We start from the raw sequence: 16,092 nt of genomic DNA on the forward strand, positions 1-16,092 counted from the left end.
TAACTTGTCCAGCGCTCGCGCCCGGTCCATTCTGTCGCGGCAGGGGCAGGGCAAAAACGGGCAGGCGGCTGTTAAGGGATCACATAATTTCTTGCCTCAAGGGGCTGATCCGTGTGATCTAGGGGTCACCGACGGTTCCGGAAACAGTCACAGCGGCAGGCGCAGCGAAACATAAAAATGATTAAGCATATCGCCATAATGTCAGCGATCATGGTCTGCACCCTTGCCGGGTTCGGCCTGTCCTCCGGTGCCCGCGCCGAATATTCCTTCTGCAACAAGACCTCCTATGCCCTCTCGGCGGCGATCGGCTATGTCGATGAAGGCCGCATGTTCACCCGCGGCTGGTGGCGGCTGCGCGCCGGCCAGTGCAAGGTGGTGATGACGGAGGCGATCGAGCCGGGCCGCTATTTCGTCTATGGCGAGGCGATCCCCGGCCATCGCGGCCCGCTGCGCGCCTGGTCCGGCGACACGGCGCTGTGCGTCGAGAATGAGAGCCTCTTCACCCTGCGCGACCAGGATGTCTGCGCCGGCGATCCGCGCCGCCAGCGCGATTTCTTCGCCGTCGATGTGCCGGCGGACAATGACGGCTCCTACCGCACCGAATTCGTCGAGGAATCCAACTACAATGTCTACAAGGCCGAGGTCGCGGGCGTGCAGCGCCTGCTGCAGGATGTCGGCTATGGCATCAAGACGATCGACGGCGCGCTTGGCCGCACGACCCAGACCGTGCTGCGCGAATACCGCCAGGATCGCGGCATGGGCGATTCCGGCGTCTATGACGATGCGCTGATCGACCAGCTGATCGCCGAGGCGAACGAGCGCGATGCCAAGGTCGGTTTCTTCTTCTGCAACTCCACCCAGCTGCCCGTCTGGGCGGCGATTGCCAAACCTGCGAGCGAGGGCAGTTACAGCTCCGCCGGCTGGTGGCGGCTCGAGGGCTCCGAATGTGCCAAGGTCATTCGCGGCGAGCTCACCTCCGACCATTATTATGTCTATGGCATGATGGATATCGGCGACGAGGATGTGCCGATCACCGGCGGCGAGAAACCGTTCTGCGTTTCCGACGTCCAGTTCGAGGCCGAGGACGGAATCGACTGCGCCGACAATGGCTTCGTCGAGGCCGCGTTCCGCAAGGTTTCCATCGGGTCGGAAAAATCCGCCACCTTCCGCTTCGCGCCGGAGCAGTTCAACAAGGAAATCGCCACCACATCCGGAAATTCCGGCGAAACGCTGAATGACTGATTTCACCCATATCGACACCTGGGTCTTCGATCTCGACAACACGCTCTACCCGGCCCACTGCCATCTTTTCAGCCAGATCGACCGGCGCATGTCCGAGTTCATCCAGGCCCGCCTGTCCCTGGACGAGGCGAGCGCCCGCAAGATCCAGAAGCATTATTACTCTGTCTACGGCACGACCCTGTCTGGCCTGATGAAGGAGCATGACATGCCGCCGCGCGACTTTCTCGATTATGTCCACGACATCGACGTCAGCGTCGTGCCGCGGAACGAGGGTCTGCGCACGGCGATCTCCGCCCTGCCGGGCAAGCGCTACATCTTCACCAATGGCTCGGTGCGCCATGCCGAGAATGTCGCCGGCAAGATCGGCGTTCTCGACCTGTTCGATGATATCTTCGATATCGAGGCGGCGGACTATCTGCCCAAGCCGCATGAAGACACCTACACGGCGTTCAATCGCCGCTTCGGCATCACGCCGTCGCGCGCGGCGATGTTCGAGGACCTGCCCCAGAATCTCGTCGCTGCCCATGCGCTCGGCAAGACCACCGTTCTCGTCCAGTCCGATGCCGACTGGATGGCCGATGAGCCGGCGGACAAGCGCCCGTCACGCCCCGGCGAGACCTTTGATCACGTCCATCACGTCACTGCCGACTTGACCTCTTTCCTCACCGGCCTCAAAACCGCCGCCTGAGACAGTCAAAGATCAAGAGGACGACGAGACGATGGACCTGAAAAAGGCGCAAGCAATCATCGACCCTGCCTGGGAAGAGCGCAGCAAGATCACGACGGAGACTGGCGGCGACATCCGCAGCGCGGTCAATTCCGCCCTGTCGGCGCTCGATGCGGGCGAGGTGCGCGTGTGCACGCCCTCGGACGACGGCAACTGGAAGGTCCACCAATGGGTCAAGAAGGCGGTTCTGCTGTCCTTCCGCCTCAACGAAAACGTGCTGATGGGCGCATCCGAGCATGCCGCGACCGACACCCAGCCCGGCCCGTGGTGGGACAAGGTGCCGAACAAGTTCCACAATTGGGGCGAGGCGCAGTTCCGCGCGGCGGGCTTCCGCGCCGTGCCGCCGGCAACCGTGCGCCGCGGCTCCTATATCGCGCCGGGCGTCGTGCTGATGCCGTCCTATGTCAATATCGGTGCTTATGTCGACGAGGGCACCATGGTCGACACCTGGGCGACGGTTGGCTCCTGCGCCCAGATCGGCAAGAACTGCCACATCTCCGGCGGTGCCGGTATTGGCGGCGTGCTCGAGCCCTTACAGGCGAACCCGGTCATCATCGAGGACAATTGCTTCATCGGCGCGCGCTCGGAAGTCGCCGAAGGCGTCATTGTGCGCGAAGGCTCGGTCCTGTCCATGGGCGTCTATCTCGGCGCCTCGACCAAGATCGTGAACCGCGCCACCGGCGAGGTCCATCTCGGCGAGGTCCCGCCCTATTCCGTCGTCGTGCCGGGCACGCTGCCGGGCAAAGCCATTGATGGCAAGGAAGCGGGCCCGGGCCTCTACTGCGCGGTCATCGTCAAGCAGGTCGACGAACAGACACGGTCGAAGACCAGCGTCAACGAGCTGCTGCGGGATTAGAGGGTTAGCTTACGCGCGATGCCCACCTCTCCCTCTGGGAGAGGTCGAAATCTGCTACGCAGATTTCGGGTGAGGGCCTATTTCCGGAAGTCAGACTGCTTTCCGAGCGCATCCATGATCACCCTGATCGCGCCATCCATATTTGTCAGCACATGGTCGTTCCAGAAGCGGATCACGTAATAGCCTTCGCTTTCCAGGAAGGCCGTGCGCTGCGCATCATATGATCTCGCCTCAGGCGTCCCATGCTGGCTGCCGTCCAGCTCAATGATCAATTTCGCTTCAACGCACAGGAAGTCAGCGTAGTAGGGGCCTGTCGGCACCTGCCGCCTGAATTTGTATCCCGCGACACCGCGATTTCTGAGAACATTCCAGAGTTTGCGTTCAGCAGCGGTCTGTGCCTGTCGTAACTCTCTCGCTCTTTCGATTGCCTCAGAAATCTGTGCCCCTCACCCGTAAAATGCTAGCGCATTTTCCGACCTCTCCCAAGGGAGAGGTGAAGATAGAATCTCGACATCAGTGCTATGCCCACCTCTCCCCCAACTTTCAAAAAGAGTGGCGATAGGTCGAAATTCCTGCAGGGAATTTCGGGTGAGGGATAGTTATCCCCGCACCCCAAAACCCGATTATAACCCTAGCCAGGCCGGGTGAGGACCCGGCGGAGGCGTCGTTCGCGAAGTGTGACCTGCACGGAGCATCGGCGTATCAGGTTTCTGCCGGCAGTTGAGGGTGTGTACAGCTTTGCACCGTCCGGCGGAACGGCGTCCCGGGGTAGCCCCCGGGCGGGAGAGCTATGCACTTTGGCCCCGCATCGATCGCCGCCGTGTGTAGCGAGAGCTATGCCAGTCACTATTATTCTAAATGAGGCAATGGCCGCTGCACACGGGCTCCCTCAAACCTTGCACGCTCGCAGCCCTCAGGCTGGCGGCGTGAAATGTGCGCGGCCTCCCTGTTACGGGAGGCCGCTGGCATGGCGCCATGAAACAATTTCCGCACGGCCGGTTCGGACGTGCGTCCGTAGACGGATCAGCCTTCCAGCACGCAGCCTTTTTCCGCGCCGACTTCCCGGGCATCCTTGATATAGGCGCGGGCGCAGGGAATGCTGGCCGGGTTCATCAACGAGCGGCGGGCACCGGCGATTTCCTCCTGCAAGTGCTCGCAGCTCAGTTTCTCGAAATAGTTCCTGCGCAGGGATCAGCCGTCGCGCGGAGCGCTCGTATTGGTGCCCGCCCGGTCTTACCTTGCTCGCAGGACCATGGGATTGCGCAGGATTGCGGCCGAGGCGAGGGCGATCACGAACCCGACGGGGAATATCTCGGTAAAGGTCATCGCCACGCGGAAAAGCGGATTGCCATAGGCGGCGCGCATCGTCTCCTCCTTGTTGCTCTGTCCGGCGGCCAGATGTTGCAGCACTTCATGCTCCCTGCCGGTGATCGACAGGCTCACCAGGGCCGCCTCGTTCAGCTCGAAGCCGGCGGGCTGGCGCCTTGCCGTCAGCCGGTGCCCGGCCCACAGGCCGAGCGCCGTAAAGCCAACGCACAGGACGACGATATAGACTTCCGTCGACAGGGTGCGGATCACATACTGGTATTCCAGCCATTCCAGCGCCAGCGCGGCGGCGGACAGCCCGAGGGCGGAGAGGATGACCGTCCGGATCACGCCGCCCCCGGCCTCAGGACGCCTGGCGCGTCGGCCAGCCAAGGAAATGGGCGAGGTCCTCGCAGGCGGACTCGGCATGGCTGCGCACGAAGGGCGACGGGTCCGACAGGGCGGCGGTGACGATCGGGCTGACGCGCTTGCGGTCGAGTGCGCCCAGCACCCGGGCGATATGGCCGAAGCCGAGAATGGCGTTGCCGCGCAGATAGTCGTCTTCGTGGCGGGCAAAGCGGATGCAGATCTCCTGTGCCCAGTCGAGGTCCGGCGGGGACATGGTCACGGCGATGAGGGTTTGCGCCATCTCCGTCCTGTTGTCCCCGGCGAGGATCGCCTCGGCCTCGCTTTTGGTCCATCCGTCAGTAAGCATCTCTCGCGGCACCTTCTTCTTATTGTGTTTTGTCCAGTTTATCTGCGATAGCACAAGTCGAACAGGAGAAAATGATGGACGTGAACAGCCACAACCGCGCTGCCTGGAACCGCGAAGCCGCCGGCGGCGAGAACGAATGGAGCCAGCCGGTCGATGAAGAGACGATCGCCAGGGCGCGCGATGGCGACTGGTCGCTGATCCTGACGCCGACCTGGCCGGTGCCGGAGGCCTGGTATGGCGCCGGGGAAAGAGGGGCCGGGGTCGCGGGCAAGCGTGTCCTGTGCCTTGCCTCCGGCGGTGGCCAGCAGGCGCCGGTGCTCGCGGCAGCGGGGGCCGAAGTGACCAGTTTCGACCAGTCGGAGGAGCAACTCGCCCTCGACGGACAAGTTGCCGAGCGCGAGGGGCTGTCGATCCGGCTGGAACAGGGCGACATGGCCGATTTGTCGCGCTTTGCCGATGCCAGTTTCGACCTCATTTTTCATCCGGTCTCGAATGTCTTCGTGGCCGATGTGCTGCCGGTCTGGCGCGAATGCCGCCGCGTGCTGGTGCCGGGCGGGCGGCTTCTGTCAGGCATCATGAACCCCGACTATTTCCTGTTCGATCACCATGCGATCGAGGCAGGCGCGCCGATGGTCATCAGCCATTCGCTGCCCTATGCCGACGTCACCAGCCTGTCGCCCGAAACCCTGCAAAAGCGGATCGACGCCGGCGCGGCGCTGGAGTTCAGCCATTCCCTCGACGACCAGATCGGCGGGCAGATCGCCGCGGGCTTTGCCATTGCCGGGTTCTTCGAGGATTTCTGGGACGCGGAAAAAGTGCCCGTCGGCGCGCACATGCCGGTCTGTTTCGCCCTGCTGGGCATCGCCGTGTAAGGCTGCAATATGCATTCCGGGCGCACCGGATGCGATGTGCTTGTTGCGACGCAACAACCCCCGTGCTAGGTCGCCATTGCTCCCGGCGATATGTGCGGCATCGAGTTCTCCCGGCAGCGGTAATTGACCGTTGCCCTTGCGCGCATGTTCCGCTAACAGGGCGTGAATTTGTTCCCGGTGACCGGTTCGCCGCCAACGGGAATGTCAGTAACCCACCAGGCTCCCGCATCTGGCGGCCTGCCCGGAAGGTCCCCTTGGCCCTCCATGAATAGAGATAACTGAGGCTTATGGCTGGCAAGATCACGATGGCAGGCTCGGAAGTCGCGCAACGCTATGCGTCCGCTTTCTTCGACCTGGCACAGGAAGAGGGCAGGCTGGATGCGCTTGAATCCGACCTGACCGCAATCGGCACGGCAATCGAGGAAAGCGACGACCTGCAGGCGCTGATTTCCTCGCCGGTCTATTCGCGTGCTGAGAAAGAGAGCGCGATCTCCGCGATCCTGTCACAGGCCGATCCGCTGACCCGCAATCTTGCCGCGCTGATGGCCGCCAATGGCCGCCTGTTTGCGCTGCCCGGCGTGATCGTCGCCTTCCGTGAGCGTGCTGCGCAATCGCGTGGCGAGGTTTCCGCCGAGGCGATCTCCGCCGTGGCGCTGAATGACGAGCAGCAAAAGCGCCTGCGCGCCGAGATCGAGGCCTCCATCGGCAAGGCCGTCAACCTTCAAACCCGCGTGGACGAGAAACTTCTCGGCGGCCTGATCGTCAAGGTCGGCTCCAAGATGGTCGACTCCTCCCTGCGCACGAAACTTACCCGTCTGAAAATGGCCATGAAAGAGGCATAAAAAGCAATGGAACTCCAGGCATCAGAAATTTCAAACATCCTGAAGCAGCAGATCAAGGATTTCGGCAAGGAAGCCGAAGTGTCCGAGATCGGCCAGGTCCTGTCCGTCGGTGACGGTATTGCCCGCGTTTACGGCCTCGACAATGTGCAGGCTGGCGAGATGGTCGAATTCGACGGCGGCATCAAGGGGATGGCGCTGAACCTCGAGGCCGACAATGTCGGTGTCGTGATCTTCGGCGACGACCGCACCATCAAGGAAGGCGACACCGTCAAGCGCACCAAGGCCATCGTCGACGTGCCGGTCGGCAAGGGCCTGCTCGGCCGCGTCGTCGACCCGCTCGGCAATCCGATCGACGGCAAGGGCCCGATCGAGTCGACCGAACGCCGTCTCGTCGACGTCAAGGCGCCGGGCATCCTGCCGCGTAAATCCGTGCACGAACCGGTCCAGACCGGCATCAAGGCGATCGACGCCATGATCCCGATCGGCCGCGGCCAGCGCGAGCTGGTCATCGGCGACCGCCAGACCGGCAAGACCGCGATCTGCATCGACGCGATCCTGAACCAGAAAGACACCAACGCCGCTGCGGGTGATGATTCCGGCAAGCTGTTCTGTATCTATGTCGCCATCGGCCAGAAGCGCTCGACCGTCGCCCAGATCGTCAAGACCCTGGAAGAAAACGGCGCCATGGACTATTCCATCGTCGTTGCCGCGACCGCGTCCGAACCCGCCCCGCTGCAATTCCTCGCGCCGTTTGCCGGTTGCGCCATGGGCGAATATTTCCGCGACAACGGCATGCACGCGCTGATCGTCTATGATGACCTGTCCAAGCAGGCCGTCGCCTATCGCCAGATGTCCCTGCTGCTGCGCCGTCCGCCGGGCCGCGAAGCCTATCCGGGCGACGTCTTCTACCTGCACTCCCGCCTGCTGGAGCGCGCCGCCAAGCTGAACGACAATCACGGTTCCGGCTCGCTGACCGCGCTGCCGATCATCGAGACCCAGGCCAATGACGTGTCGGCCTATATCCCGACCAATGTGATCTCGATCACCGACGGCCAGATCTTCCTCGAGACCGACCTGTTCTTCCAGGGCATCCGCCCGGCCGTGAACGTCGGCCTGTCGGTCTCGCGCGTCGGCTCCGCCGCGCAGACCAAGGCGATGAAACAGGTCGCCGGCAAGATCAAGGGCGAGCTCGCCCAGTACCGCGAACTCGCGGCCTTCGCCCAGTTCGGGTCCGATCTCGATGCGGCAACCCAGGCCACGCTGAACCGCGGTGCCCGCCTGACCGAGCTCCTGAAACAGCCGCAATACTCGCCGCTGCTGATGGAAGAGCAGGTCGTGGTAATCTTCGCCGGTACCCGCGGCTATCTCGACAAGATCCCGGTCGCCAAGGTCGGCGCCTTCGAGCAAGAGCTGCTGCGCCATGTTCATGGCGAGCACGCATCGCTGCTGTCGGACATCCGCGACCAGAAGAAACTGTCGGACGAGAACGAGAAGAAACTGACCGACCTCCTCGACAAGTTCGCGAAGAACTTCGCGTAAGGACTAGAGCATGCCCTCTCTGAAGGACCTCAAGAACCGGATCGGATCGGTCAGATCGACCCAGAAGATCACCAAGGCGATGCAGATGGTCGCCGCGGCGAAGCTGCGCCGGGCCGAGGAGGCTGCCGTCGCCGCCCGTCCCTATGCGGAGCGCATGGAAGGCGTCGTCGCCAATTTGTCCGCCTCCGTTGCGGGCAATCCCGACGCGCCGAAACTGCTCGCCGGGACCGGTTCCGAAGAAACCCACCTGCTGATCGTCGCCACGTCCGACAAGGGCCTGTGCGGCGGCTTCAACTCGTCCATCGTGCGGCTGGCCCGCGAGGCGATCGTGCGCCTGCAGGGCGAGGGCAAGACGGTCAAGATCGTCACCGTCGGCAAGAAAGGCCGCGACCAGCTCAAGCGCCTTTATGGCGGCCTGCTGGTCAGGCATATCGACACGATGGAGATCAAGCGTGTCGCCTATGCCGATGCCAAGGGCATCGCCGATACGGTGCTGGAAATGTTCGAAGAGGGCGAATTCGACGTCGCCCATCTGTTCTACGGCCGGTACAAGTCGGTGATCAGCCAGGTGCCGACGGTCCAGCAGATCATCCCGGCCAAGGCCCCGGAAGGCATCCAGGCGCCGGATCTGAAAGGCGCAATCTACGAGTATGAGCCGGACGAGGAAGAAATCCTCAAGGTCCTGCTGCCGCGCTATGTCGGTGTGCAGATCTTCCGTGCCATGCTGGAAAACGCCGCCTCCGAACAGGGCGCACGCATGAGCGCCATGGACAACGCCACGCGCAATGCCGGCGACATGATCGACAAGCTGAACCTGCAATACAACCGTGCCCGCCAGGCGCAGATCACCAAGGAGCTGATCGAGATCATCTCCGGCGCCGAGGCACTGTAGGACTGAATTGAAATAACTGACCGGCGAAGGGGAGCGTTGCGATGGAAGACGAGTTTGACCAGAGGCGGGCCGCATTGCCTGCCTTCAACAAGAGTAAGACAGAGGATAAACCAATGACTGGAACAAAAGGTCGCGTCAGCCAGGTTATCGGCGCTGTTGTCGACGTCTCGTTCGACGGCGAACTGCCGGCGATCCTGAACGCCCTCGAGACCGACAACAATGGCAACCGCCTGGTGCTCGAGGTTGCCCAGCACCTGGGTGAGAACACCGTGCGCACGATTGCCATGGACTCTACCGAGGGTCTGGTTCGCGGTCAGGCCGTCACCGATACCGGCGACGCCATCACCGTGCCGGTCGGCGAAGGCACGCTCGGGCGCATCATGAACGTCATCGGCGAGCCGGTCGACAATGCCGGTCCGATCAAGTCCGACACGCGCCATCCGATCCACGCCCAGGCACCGGCTTTCGTCGAGCAGTCGACCGAGTCCGAAGTGCTGGTCACAGGCATCAAGGTCGTCGACCTGCTCTGCCCCTATGCCAAGGGCGGCAAGATCGGCCTGTTCGGCGGCGCCGGCGTCGGCAAGACGGTTCTGATCATGGAGCTGATCAACAACATCGCGAAGACCCATGGCGGCTATTCGGTCTTTGCCGGTGTCGGCGAGCGCACCCGGGAAGGTAACGACCTGTACTGGGAAATGATCGAGTCGAAAGTGAACGTTGACCCGCAGGAAAATAACGGCTCTGCCGAGGGTTCCAAGGCCGCGCTGGTCTATGGCCAGATGAACGAGCCTCCCGGCGCGCGTGCGCGTATCGCCCTGACCGGCCTGACCGTGGCAGAGAACTTCCGCGACCAGGGCCAGGACGTTCTGTTCTTCGTCGACAACATCTTCCGCTTTACCCAGGCCGGTTCGGAAATCTCCGCCCTGCTGGGCCGGATCCCGTCCGCCGTTGGCTACCAGCCGACGCTTGCCACCGATATGGGCGCGATGCAGGAGCGCATCACGACGACGACCAAGGGCTCGATCACGTCCGTCCAGGCCGTTTACGTGCCGGCCGACGACCTGACTGACCCGGCGCCGGCAACCTCCTTCGCCCACCTCGACGCGACGACGACGCTGAACCGCTCGATCGCCGAAAAGGGTATCTATCCGGCTGTCGATCCGCTCGACTCCACGTCGCGCATTCTCGATCCGCGCATCATCGGCGAAGAGCACTACAAGGTCGCCCGTGACGTTCAGGGTATCCTGCAGCGCTACAAGGCCCTGCAGGACATCATCGCCATCCTCGGCATGGACGAGCTGTCGGAAGAAGACAAGCTGACCGTCGCCCGTGCCCGCAAGGTCGAGCGCTTCCTGTCGCAGCCCTTCGACGTCGCCGAGGTGTTCACCGGCTCGCCGGGCGTGCAGGTGCCGCTGGAAGAGACGATCAAGGGCTTCAAGGGCCTCGTCGCCGGCGAATACGACCATCTGCCGGAGGGTGCCTTCTACATGGTCGGCACGATCGACGAAGCCAAGCAGAAGGCCCAGAAAATGGCCGCCGCGGCGGCATAGAGGAGGTGAGACTGGTGGATTGCGAATGGTGAATGGTGAATGGACTGAAGTGTCTCGCGCTTCGCTCACACCAATTCACAATTCACGACTTCACCGTTCACAAATGATATGGCTGACAAACTGACATTCAACCTCGTCTCGCCGGAAAAGGAAGTCTATTCCGGCCAGGTCGACCAGGTTATCGTTCCGGGCACGGAAGGCGATTTCGGCGTGCTTCCGAACCATGCCCCGTTCATGTCCACCCTGCTGCCAGGTATGCTGATCATCAAGAATGGCAGCGAGGAGCGCCGTATCTTCGTGCAAGGCGGGTTCGCCGATGTCACGCCTGCCGGCCTGACCGTGCTGGCCGAGCTGGCGATCCCGGCAGAAGAGCTGAAAGGCGAGGTTCTCGCTGCGCAGAAATCTGCCGCCAACGACCAGCTGCAGCGCGCCGAGACGCCGGAAGACTCGCTCGCCGCCCGCCGCGCCGTCGATACGCTCGCGGCAACTTGAGGCAGTCAGCCAATCAATTTTAATTCAGAACCCCGCGGAGATTTCTTCGCGGGGTTTTTTCGTCTAGGCTGACAGTCAATCGAGAGGAGACGATCTTGCCTTTGCCCCTTATCAGCCGGACCGTTTGCGGGTTTGCCGTCCTTGCCCTGCTTGCTGCTTGCGCGACACCTTCCTCCACCCCGCGCTATCGTGCGGTGGATGAGCCGGCACCCGAACTGGTCGCAGCGGAGGACATGTTCGCGACGGCGATCGAGGAAATCTGCTTCGGGGCGCTCGCCCGAGGCCAGCTGCCGCAGGACCGTCTTGCCTTTGTCGACTATGAGGAACTGCCTTCTGCGGCAGCGCGCTATCGCTCGACGCCGGATGACAGGCTCTACCGCGCCCGCAATGTCTCCTCGCCGGTGCTAGTCTCGGTTGCACCCGGCATTGCCCGCTGCGATGTGATCGCCGTGAAGGGCGACCGTCCGGCCCTGCGCCAGGCAGCGGAAAACGTGCTCGACCGCTACGACCCGCAGGAGCGTGAAGGCCTCGCCGATTATCTTGCCGCCATCGACCATTCACCGAACTACGCGGTGAAATTCACCTTGCGCTCCGGCGATCTCGTCGATGATCCGGACACGCCCTATGCGGCGGACCCGGCCTACCGGTCCGATGACCCCGGCACGATCGATGATCCCTTCGCCATTACCGAGTGATCGGGGGCTTTAGCAACCATTTCCCCTCGGCTCCTGTTTGGGGTAGGATGCCGAAAACCATAAAGGGGATCCCCATGGCGTTGCGTCTGATCACTCTCTTGCTGCTCGTATCCGGACTGTCTGCCTGTGCATCGGCGCTGCCCAATGGTGCAGCGCCTGTGAGCAGCCTCTACTCCTACAGCGACACGGCCCGGTTCATGCTCGGCGATATCTGCCTAGCCTCCGTGGTCGAGGGGGTGCCGGTTTCCACCAAAACCAACGTGCCAGGGGTTTACCCGGTCGAGGGCACGTCCAATGCCTGGCGGTCGGGTCCCGGCGGGGCGGTGCGGGTCACCCAGCTCGCGCCGGATACCTGCGAGGTCTCGGTCACGCGCGGCATTAGAAGCGACATCCGCTCTGCACTGATGCGCGAGGTCGAAAGTGCCAAGCCCGATTTCCGTCTGGTCGATTCCGTCCAGGTCAGTGCCGCGGTCACCGATACCTATTGCGCCCCATTCCCGTCCGGCCTGTCGGTTATGCTGCGCAGCGCGGACTCCGACCCCGACCGTTCGGTCATCTCCGTCACGGCCCGCGCCGGCATCCGCCGGGATCTGTGCCTGTAGCGGGGGTTTCGCAAGGCTGGCCTACAGGCGATCGGCCATGTCCCGCAGGAAATCCCGCAGGGGTATGAAGGCCTCGGCCAGTTCCTCGTAGACGCCGCGCTTGAACGGCACGATCAGACCCGGCACTTCCTCCAGCTCAACCCAGCGCCAGTCCTGGAACTCGGCATGGTCGTCAGCATAGAGATCGATCTCGTGATCCGGTCCCTCGAACAGCATGGCGACCCATTTCTGCTTCTGGCCGCGCCAGCTGCGGCCCTTGCGCGTCTTGTAGCCTTGCGGGAAATCATAGACGAGCCAGCCCGGCGTCATCGCCAGAAGGCGCACTGTCTCCACCCCTGTCTCTTCCTTCAGCTCGCGCAGGGCGGCGGGAATGATCGCCTCGCCCTCGTCGACGCCGCCCTGCGGCATCTGCCACGGGTGATAGTCCTGACCCTTGAGAGTGTCCGGAAAGCCGGACCGCTCGCCGATCCACACTTGCCCGGACCTGTTGAACAGGCAGACACCGACATTGGGGCGATAGTCGTCGAGATAGTCCGGTTCGATCATCCGTGTACCTTTATGATTGGCGGATCGCTCAATCTATCAGCGCCGAGGCGGGCGCGAGCGCGATACCCTGGTCCTTCAGGCCACGGGCCCAGGCCGCGACCGTGTCGAGATTGTCATCGGTCACATAGATCTTCGCCAGCATCCGGCCATTTTCGCGGGCGGTGTTTTCGAGCCGTGTCAGTTCCGCCGTCAGCGCCTCGCCGCTGCCGGAGATCAGGAACCCGGTCTGCGCGCTCGCCATGCCCGACAGGGAGACGTTGTCGCCGAGCCGCGTATCGCTGATATAGGCAAGGCCTGCGCCGCGCAGCTGATCGATAACCGGCGTCATTGACGCCGCATCCTCGGAAAACGCCGTGCCGAGATAGTTGGTCACGCCGAAATAGCCGGTGAAGCGCGTCAGCATCCAGTCGAGCCGGCGCAGATTGTCCGCCGTCTCATAGCTTGTCATCAGGCCCGCCGGGCCCAGCTGATCGGCGGAAATACCGGAGGCCTCCATCGGCAGTTCGATCATCAATTCGTGCCCCGCCGCGTTGGCGGCACGGCTGATGGCATCGAGATTCCTCGCATAGGGCGCAAAGGCCAGCGTCGCCTCGGCCGGCAGCGTATCGATCGCCCTGTCGGTCAGTGCGCGCGACAGGCCAAGACCAGAAACGATCAGGCCGATGCGCGGCGCACCGTCCGTCGCGGCGAAGGTGCGGGTGTAGTACTGGGCCGACCGGCGGCCATCGGCGGCGATCTGGGGCATCGGTCCGTTGCCGGTCTGGCGATAAAGGGCGGGGTCCGGCGCCGGCGGCGGTGTGCCGGCAACGCGCAGGGGCGGGGGTTCGGCCTCGCGCGGGGTCTCGCCGGAACGGGGCAGGTCCTCGACCCGGATCACCGACGCATTGGTGTTGCCGGCCAGCGCGTCGCCTTCGGTCCTCGGCGCCTCTTCAACCGGGGCAGCCTCTATCCCGGCGCCCGCAAATTCACCAGGCCGGGCCGCGCGAACTGTCGGCAGGCTCGCGTCCTCGCCATCGGCCAGGGTTGCCGAAACAGCCGGACCCGGGTCGTCACCGGAGCGTGAGTTTACCGGGGTCTCGCCCGCCGGCCGGGCGAAGTTTTCCGGCTCGCCGCTCAGCGTGATGGTCACGGCATCGTCCTTGCCGGACCAGTCAGCGAAATGGATGACCGCGGCACCGATAACGAGAAACACGGCCAGCCCTGTCCAGGCCAGGGTCAGCGCGCCGGGGCCTGAGGGTTTGAAGCCTCCGGATCTATGTCTTCCCGTGTAACTCATCTCGTCAAACCGGCCTTGCCAATCAAGCACTTACCTTGCTTTTACCACGTGCATTCAGCTGCTTCGCGGCGTATAACAAGCCATGTGAACCGCATGCAGGACCCTAGTGTCCACCTGTTTACAAAGTTTTGCCAGCAGCCGCGCGCGTCACTACATCGGTAAGGATATGGCAGTGAACGGGCAGAAAACGGAAAGCAAACCATGGCAGAGGACACGCAGGTACCAGCGAAGAAAGCCGATACGGTGACGGCAGACGACGTCATGGCGCCGGTAAAGCCCGGCGCGGCGCTCGACGCGGAAAAGCAGGAACAGGAAGCGGCGGAAACGCGCCGACAGGCCGAGGCGCAGAAAAGCCAGCGCCGGATCAGGGCGCAATCGCGCGCCACAGTGATCGCCAAGCTGCTGCGCACCAGGGCCCGCTATGGCGGCAAGCATGTCGCCATGGTCGAGCCGGAAGGCCGCGAGCTGACCTATGACGATGTGCTGCGCGGCGCTTTCGCCCTTGGCAGCTGGATCAGGCGCCATACGAAGCGTGGCGAAAAGGTCGGTATCATGATGCCGACCAGCGCCGGCGGCATTATCGCTTTTCTCGCCGTGCAGGTGCATGGCCGCGTCCCGGCGATGCTGAATTTCACCGCCGGCACGCGCAATCTGTTCTCTGCCCTGCGCACGGGCGAGATCTCAAAGGTCATCACCGCCCACAAATTCATCGAAATTGCCGAGCTGCACGGGCTGATCGACGAATTGAAGGCCAAGGCCGCGATCTGGTATCTGGAAGACATGCGCGAACAGCTCTCGGCGATGGACAAGGCCCAGGCCGTGCTCGGCCCACGCTTTCCCGGTATCATGCGCCGGCCTGTCAGCCCGGATTCGCCGGGCGTCATCCTGTTTACGTCGGGGACGGAGGGCCAGCCCAAGGGTGTCGTCCTCTCGCACCAGAACCTCGTCGCCAATGTCGAGCAGATCAGGGAGCATGTCTCGCTGGAAGAGTGGGACATCGTCTTCAACCCGCTGCCGATCTTCCATTGCTATGGCCTGACGGCGGGCTCGCTGTTTCCGCTGCTCGACGGCAAGAAGCTCGTTCCCTATCCCTCGCCGCTGCATGTCAAACTGGTGCCGGAGGTGATCCGCAAGACCAAGGCAACGATCGTGTTCGCGACCGATACCTTCCTGCATCGCTATCTCCGCTCGGCGCGCGAAGATGCGCTGTCGACCGTGCGCTATGCTGTTTGCGGGGCGGAACATGTGCGCGACGAGACGCGGGCGCTGGCCCGTTCGCGCTTCGGGTTCAACGTGATCGAGGGCTATGGCATGACCGAGGCTGCGCCCGTCGTCGCCGCCAACCAGCCAGGCGATATCCGCCCGGGTACGGTCGGCAAGCTGCTGCCTGGTATCGAGACGCGGCTGGAGCCTGTCTCGGGGATGAGCGAGGGCGGCCGCCTGCTGGTGCGTGGGCCCAATGTCATGCTCGGCTATCTGAAGCATGACAAGCCGGGGGAGATCGAGGCGCTGACCGATGGCTGGCACGATACCGGCGACATCGTGCACATCGATGGCGGTGGCTATATGTCGATCCGCGGGCGGGTGAAGCGCTTCGCCAAGCTCGGCGGCGAGATGGTGTCCCTCGCGGTGGTCGAGAACTGTGCCTCCGTTGTCTGGCCGGATTTCCTTCACGCGGCCGTGGCGCTGCCCGACGACAAGAAGGGCGAGCAGATCATCCTGATGACGGAATGCCAGGACCCGGATCGCTCGCGGCTCCTGTCATGGGCACAATCCCACGGCGTGCCGGAACTGGCCGTGCCGAAGAAGATCATCTCCGTCGACGACATTCCCGTGCTTGGTACCGGCAAGGTCGACTACATGCAGCTGGAAGCGATCGCGCGCAAGAAGATGGCCCCGACAGACGAGAAGGCCTGATCATCCCCTGAAGACAGGCAACAA

18 protein-coding genes are annotated in these 16,092 nt (G+C 63.2%); 12 read left to right on the forward strand and 6 right to left on the reverse strand.

Features of this window, described 5'->3' with window-relative positions:
* Positions 1–198 precede the first annotated feature (198 nt).
* The 3 genes from IEV88_RS13940 to dapD are packed head-to-tail and all read left to right on the forward strand — an operon-like array spanning position 199 to position 2,825.
* Positions 199–1,242 (forward strand): DUF1036 domain-containing protein, encoded by a 1,044-nt coding sequence (locus IEV88_RS13940; RefSeq protein WP_188157857.1) that lies wholly within the window; start codon positions 199–201, stop codon positions 1,240–1,242.
* Positions 1,235–1,930 (forward strand): pyrimidine 5'-nucleotidase, encoded by a 696-nt coding sequence (locus IEV88_RS13945; RefSeq protein ID WP_188157856.1) that lies wholly within the window; start codon positions 1,235–1,237, stop codon positions 1,928–1,930. Before IEV88_RS13940 ends, IEV88_RS13945 begins: the two co-directional genes overlap by 8 nt.
* A 31-nt stretch (positions 1,931–1,961) precedes the next feature.
* Complete coding sequence (dapD, locus tag IEV88_RS13950) at positions 1,962–2,825, forward strand: 2,3,4,5-tetrahydropyridine-2,6-dicarboxylate N-succinyltransferase (RefSeq protein WP_188157855.1); 864 nt, start codon at positions 1,962–1,964, stop codon at positions 2,823–2,825.
* A gap of 77 nt (positions 2,826–2,902) precedes the next feature.
* Here the strand turns inward: dapD and IEV88_RS13955 are convergent, their stop codons facing one another.
* The 4 genes from IEV88_RS13955 to IEV88_RS13965 all read right to left on the reverse strand — a co-directional run bounded on the left by IEV88_RS13955 (position 2,903) and on the right by IEV88_RS13965 (position 4,845).
* On the reverse strand, positions 2,903–3,262 hold the full coding sequence (locus IEV88_RS13955) for an endonuclease domain-containing protein (protein ID WP_188159168.1): 360 nt from the start codon (positions 3,260–3,262) through the stop codon (positions 2,903–2,905).
* Between the two features lie 586 nt (positions 3,263–3,848).
* Entirely contained in the window at positions 3,849–3,974 is a 126-nt protein-coding gene (locus tag IEV88_RS15335) for a hypothetical protein (RefSeq protein ID WP_268235735.1), read from the reverse strand.
* An 84-nt stretch (positions 3,975–4,058) separates the two neighbouring features.
* On the reverse strand, positions 4,059–4,481 hold the full coding sequence (locus tag IEV88_RS13960; RefSeq protein WP_188157854.1) for a hypothetical protein: 423 nt from the start codon (positions 4,479–4,481) through the stop codon (positions 4,059–4,061).
* 13 nt (positions 4,482–4,494) lie between these two features.
* Complete coding sequence (locus IEV88_RS13965; RefSeq protein WP_188157853.1) at positions 4,495–4,845, reverse strand: hypothetical protein; 351 nt, start codon at positions 4,843–4,845, stop codon at positions 4,495–4,497.
* Positions 4,846–4,916: 71 nt separating this feature from the next.
* Here IEV88_RS13965 and IEV88_RS13970 point away from each other — a divergent pair, with 71 nt between their 5' ends.
* The 8 genes from IEV88_RS13970 to IEV88_RS14005 all read left to right on the forward strand — a co-directional run bounded on the left by IEV88_RS13970 (position 4,917) and on the right by IEV88_RS14005 (position 12,329).
* On the forward strand, positions 4,917–5,717 hold the full coding sequence (locus IEV88_RS13970; RefSeq protein ID WP_188157852.1) for a class I SAM-dependent methyltransferase: 801 nt from the start codon (positions 4,917–4,919) through the stop codon (positions 5,715–5,717).
* 287 nt (positions 5,718–6,004) lie between these two features.
* Positions 6,005–6,559 carry a F0F1 ATP synthase subunit delta gene (locus tag IEV88_RS13975; protein WP_188157851.1) on the forward strand — a complete coding sequence of 185 codons (555 nt, stop codon included), beginning with the start codon at positions 6,005–6,007 and terminating at the stop codon, positions 6,557–6,559.
* Between the two features lie 6 nt (positions 6,560–6,565).
* Positions 6,566–8,098: a F0F1 ATP synthase subunit alpha gene (atpA, locus tag IEV88_RS13980; RefSeq protein WP_188157850.1), complete on the forward strand. Its 1,533-nt coding sequence runs from the start codon at positions 6,566–6,568 to the stop codon at positions 8,096–8,098.
* A gap of 10 nt (positions 8,099–8,108) precedes the next feature.
* The gene (locus IEV88_RS13985) at positions 8,109–8,990 is read left to right on the forward strand and encodes a F0F1 ATP synthase subunit gamma (RefSeq protein WP_188157849.1); all 882 of its coding nucleotides are present in this window, start codon (positions 8,109–8,111) and stop codon (positions 8,988–8,990) included.
* Between the two features lie 113 nt (positions 8,991–9,103).
* Positions 9,104–10,540 carry a F0F1 ATP synthase subunit beta gene (atpD, locus tag IEV88_RS13990; protein ID WP_206711152.1) on the forward strand — a complete coding sequence of 479 codons (1,437 nt, stop codon included), beginning with the start codon at positions 9,104–9,106 and terminating at the stop codon, positions 10,538–10,540.
* A gap of 108 nt (positions 10,541–10,648) precedes the next feature.
* Entirely contained in the window at positions 10,649–11,032 is a 384-nt protein-coding gene (locus IEV88_RS13995; RefSeq protein WP_188157847.1) for an ATP synthase F1 subunit epsilon, read from the forward strand.
* 95 nt (positions 11,033–11,127) lie between these two features.
* Complete coding sequence (locus tag IEV88_RS14000; RefSeq protein WP_188157846.1) at positions 11,128–11,727, forward strand: hypothetical protein; 600 nt, start codon at positions 11,128–11,130, stop codon at positions 11,725–11,727.
* A 74-nt stretch (positions 11,728–11,801) separates the two neighbouring features.
* Positions 11,802–12,329 carry a hypothetical protein gene (locus IEV88_RS14005; RefSeq protein ID WP_188157845.1) on the forward strand — a complete coding sequence of 176 codons (528 nt, stop codon included), beginning with the start codon at positions 11,802–11,804 and terminating at the stop codon, positions 12,327–12,329.
* A gap of 21 nt (positions 12,330–12,350) precedes the next feature.
* Here the strand turns inward: IEV88_RS14005 and IEV88_RS14010 are convergent, their stop codons facing one another.
* On the reverse strand, positions 12,351–12,875 hold the full coding sequence (locus tag IEV88_RS14010; protein ID WP_188157844.1) for an RNA pyrophosphohydrolase: 525 nt from the start codon (positions 12,873–12,875) through the stop codon (positions 12,351–12,353).
* A 28-nt stretch (positions 12,876–12,903) separates the two neighbouring features.
* Entirely contained in the window at positions 12,904–14,067 is a 1,164-nt protein-coding gene (locus IEV88_RS14015; RefSeq protein ID WP_188157843.1) for a divergent polysaccharide deacetylase family protein, read from the reverse strand.
* A gap of 285 nt (positions 14,068–14,352) precedes the next feature.
* Here IEV88_RS14015 and IEV88_RS14020 point away from each other — a divergent pair, with 285 nt between their 5' ends.
* A complete protein-coding gene (locus IEV88_RS14020) occupies positions 14,353–16,068 on the forward strand; it encodes an AMP-binding protein (RefSeq protein WP_229731479.1) in 1,716 nt (571 codons plus the stop codon).
* The last annotated feature ends 24 nt before the right edge of the window (positions 16,069–16,092 follow it).

Origin of the sequence: Aquisalinus flavus (assembly GCF_014640095.1) — a bacterium.
GTDB lineage: Bacteria > Pseudomonadota > Alphaproteobacteria > Caulobacterales > Parvularculaceae > Aquisalinus > Aquisalinus flavus.

Excerpts from the sequence above, each read along its gene's own strand:
- IEV88_RS13940 (WP_188157857.1), top strand. The coding sequence starts at position 199 with ATGTCAGCGATCATGGTCTGCACCCTTGCCGGGTTCGGCCTGTCCTCC.
- IEV88_RS13945 (WP_188157856.1), top strand. The coding sequence starts at position 1,235 with ATGACTGATTTCACCCATATCGACACCTGGGTCTTCGATCTCGACAAC.
- dapD (WP_188157855.1), top strand. The coding sequence starts at position 1,962 with ATGGACCTGAAAAAGGCGCAAGCAATCATCGACCCTGCCTGGGAAGAG.
- IEV88_RS13965 (WP_188157853.1), bottom strand. The coding sequence starts at position 4,845 with ATGCTTACTGACGGATGGACCAAAAGCGAGGCCGAGGCGATCCTCGCC.
- IEV88_RS13970 (WP_188157852.1), top strand. The coding sequence starts at position 4,917 with ATGATGGACGTGAACAGCCACAACCGCGCTGCCTGGAACCGCGAAGCC.
- IEV88_RS13975 (WP_188157851.1), top strand. The coding sequence starts at position 6,005 with ATGGCTGGCAAGATCACGATGGCAGGCTCGGAAGTCGCGCAACGCTAT.
- atpA (WP_188157850.1), top strand. The coding sequence starts at position 6,566 with ATGGAACTCCAGGCATCAGAAATTTCAAACATCCTGAAGCAGCAGATC.
- IEV88_RS13985 (WP_188157849.1), top strand. The coding sequence starts at position 8,109 with ATGCCCTCTCTGAAGGACCTCAAGAACCGGATCGGATCGGTCAGATCG.
- atpD (WP_206711152.1), top strand. The coding sequence starts at position 9,104 with ATGACTGGAACAAAAGGTCGCGTCAGCCAGGTTATCGGCGCTGTTGTC.
- IEV88_RS13995 (WP_188157847.1), top strand. The coding sequence starts at position 10,649 with ATGGCTGACAAACTGACATTCAACCTCGTCTCGCCGGAAAAGGAAGTC.
- IEV88_RS14005 (WP_188157845.1), top strand. The coding sequence starts at position 11,802 with ATGGCGTTGCGTCTGATCACTCTCTTGCTGCTCGTATCCGGACTGTCT.
- IEV88_RS14010 (WP_188157844.1), bottom strand. The coding sequence starts at position 12,875 with ATGATCGAACCGGACTATCTCGACGACTATCGCCCCAATGTCGGTGTC.
- IEV88_RS14020 (WP_229731479.1), top strand. The coding sequence starts at position 14,353 with ATGGCAGAGGACACGCAGGTACCAGCGAAGAAAGCCGATACGGTGACG.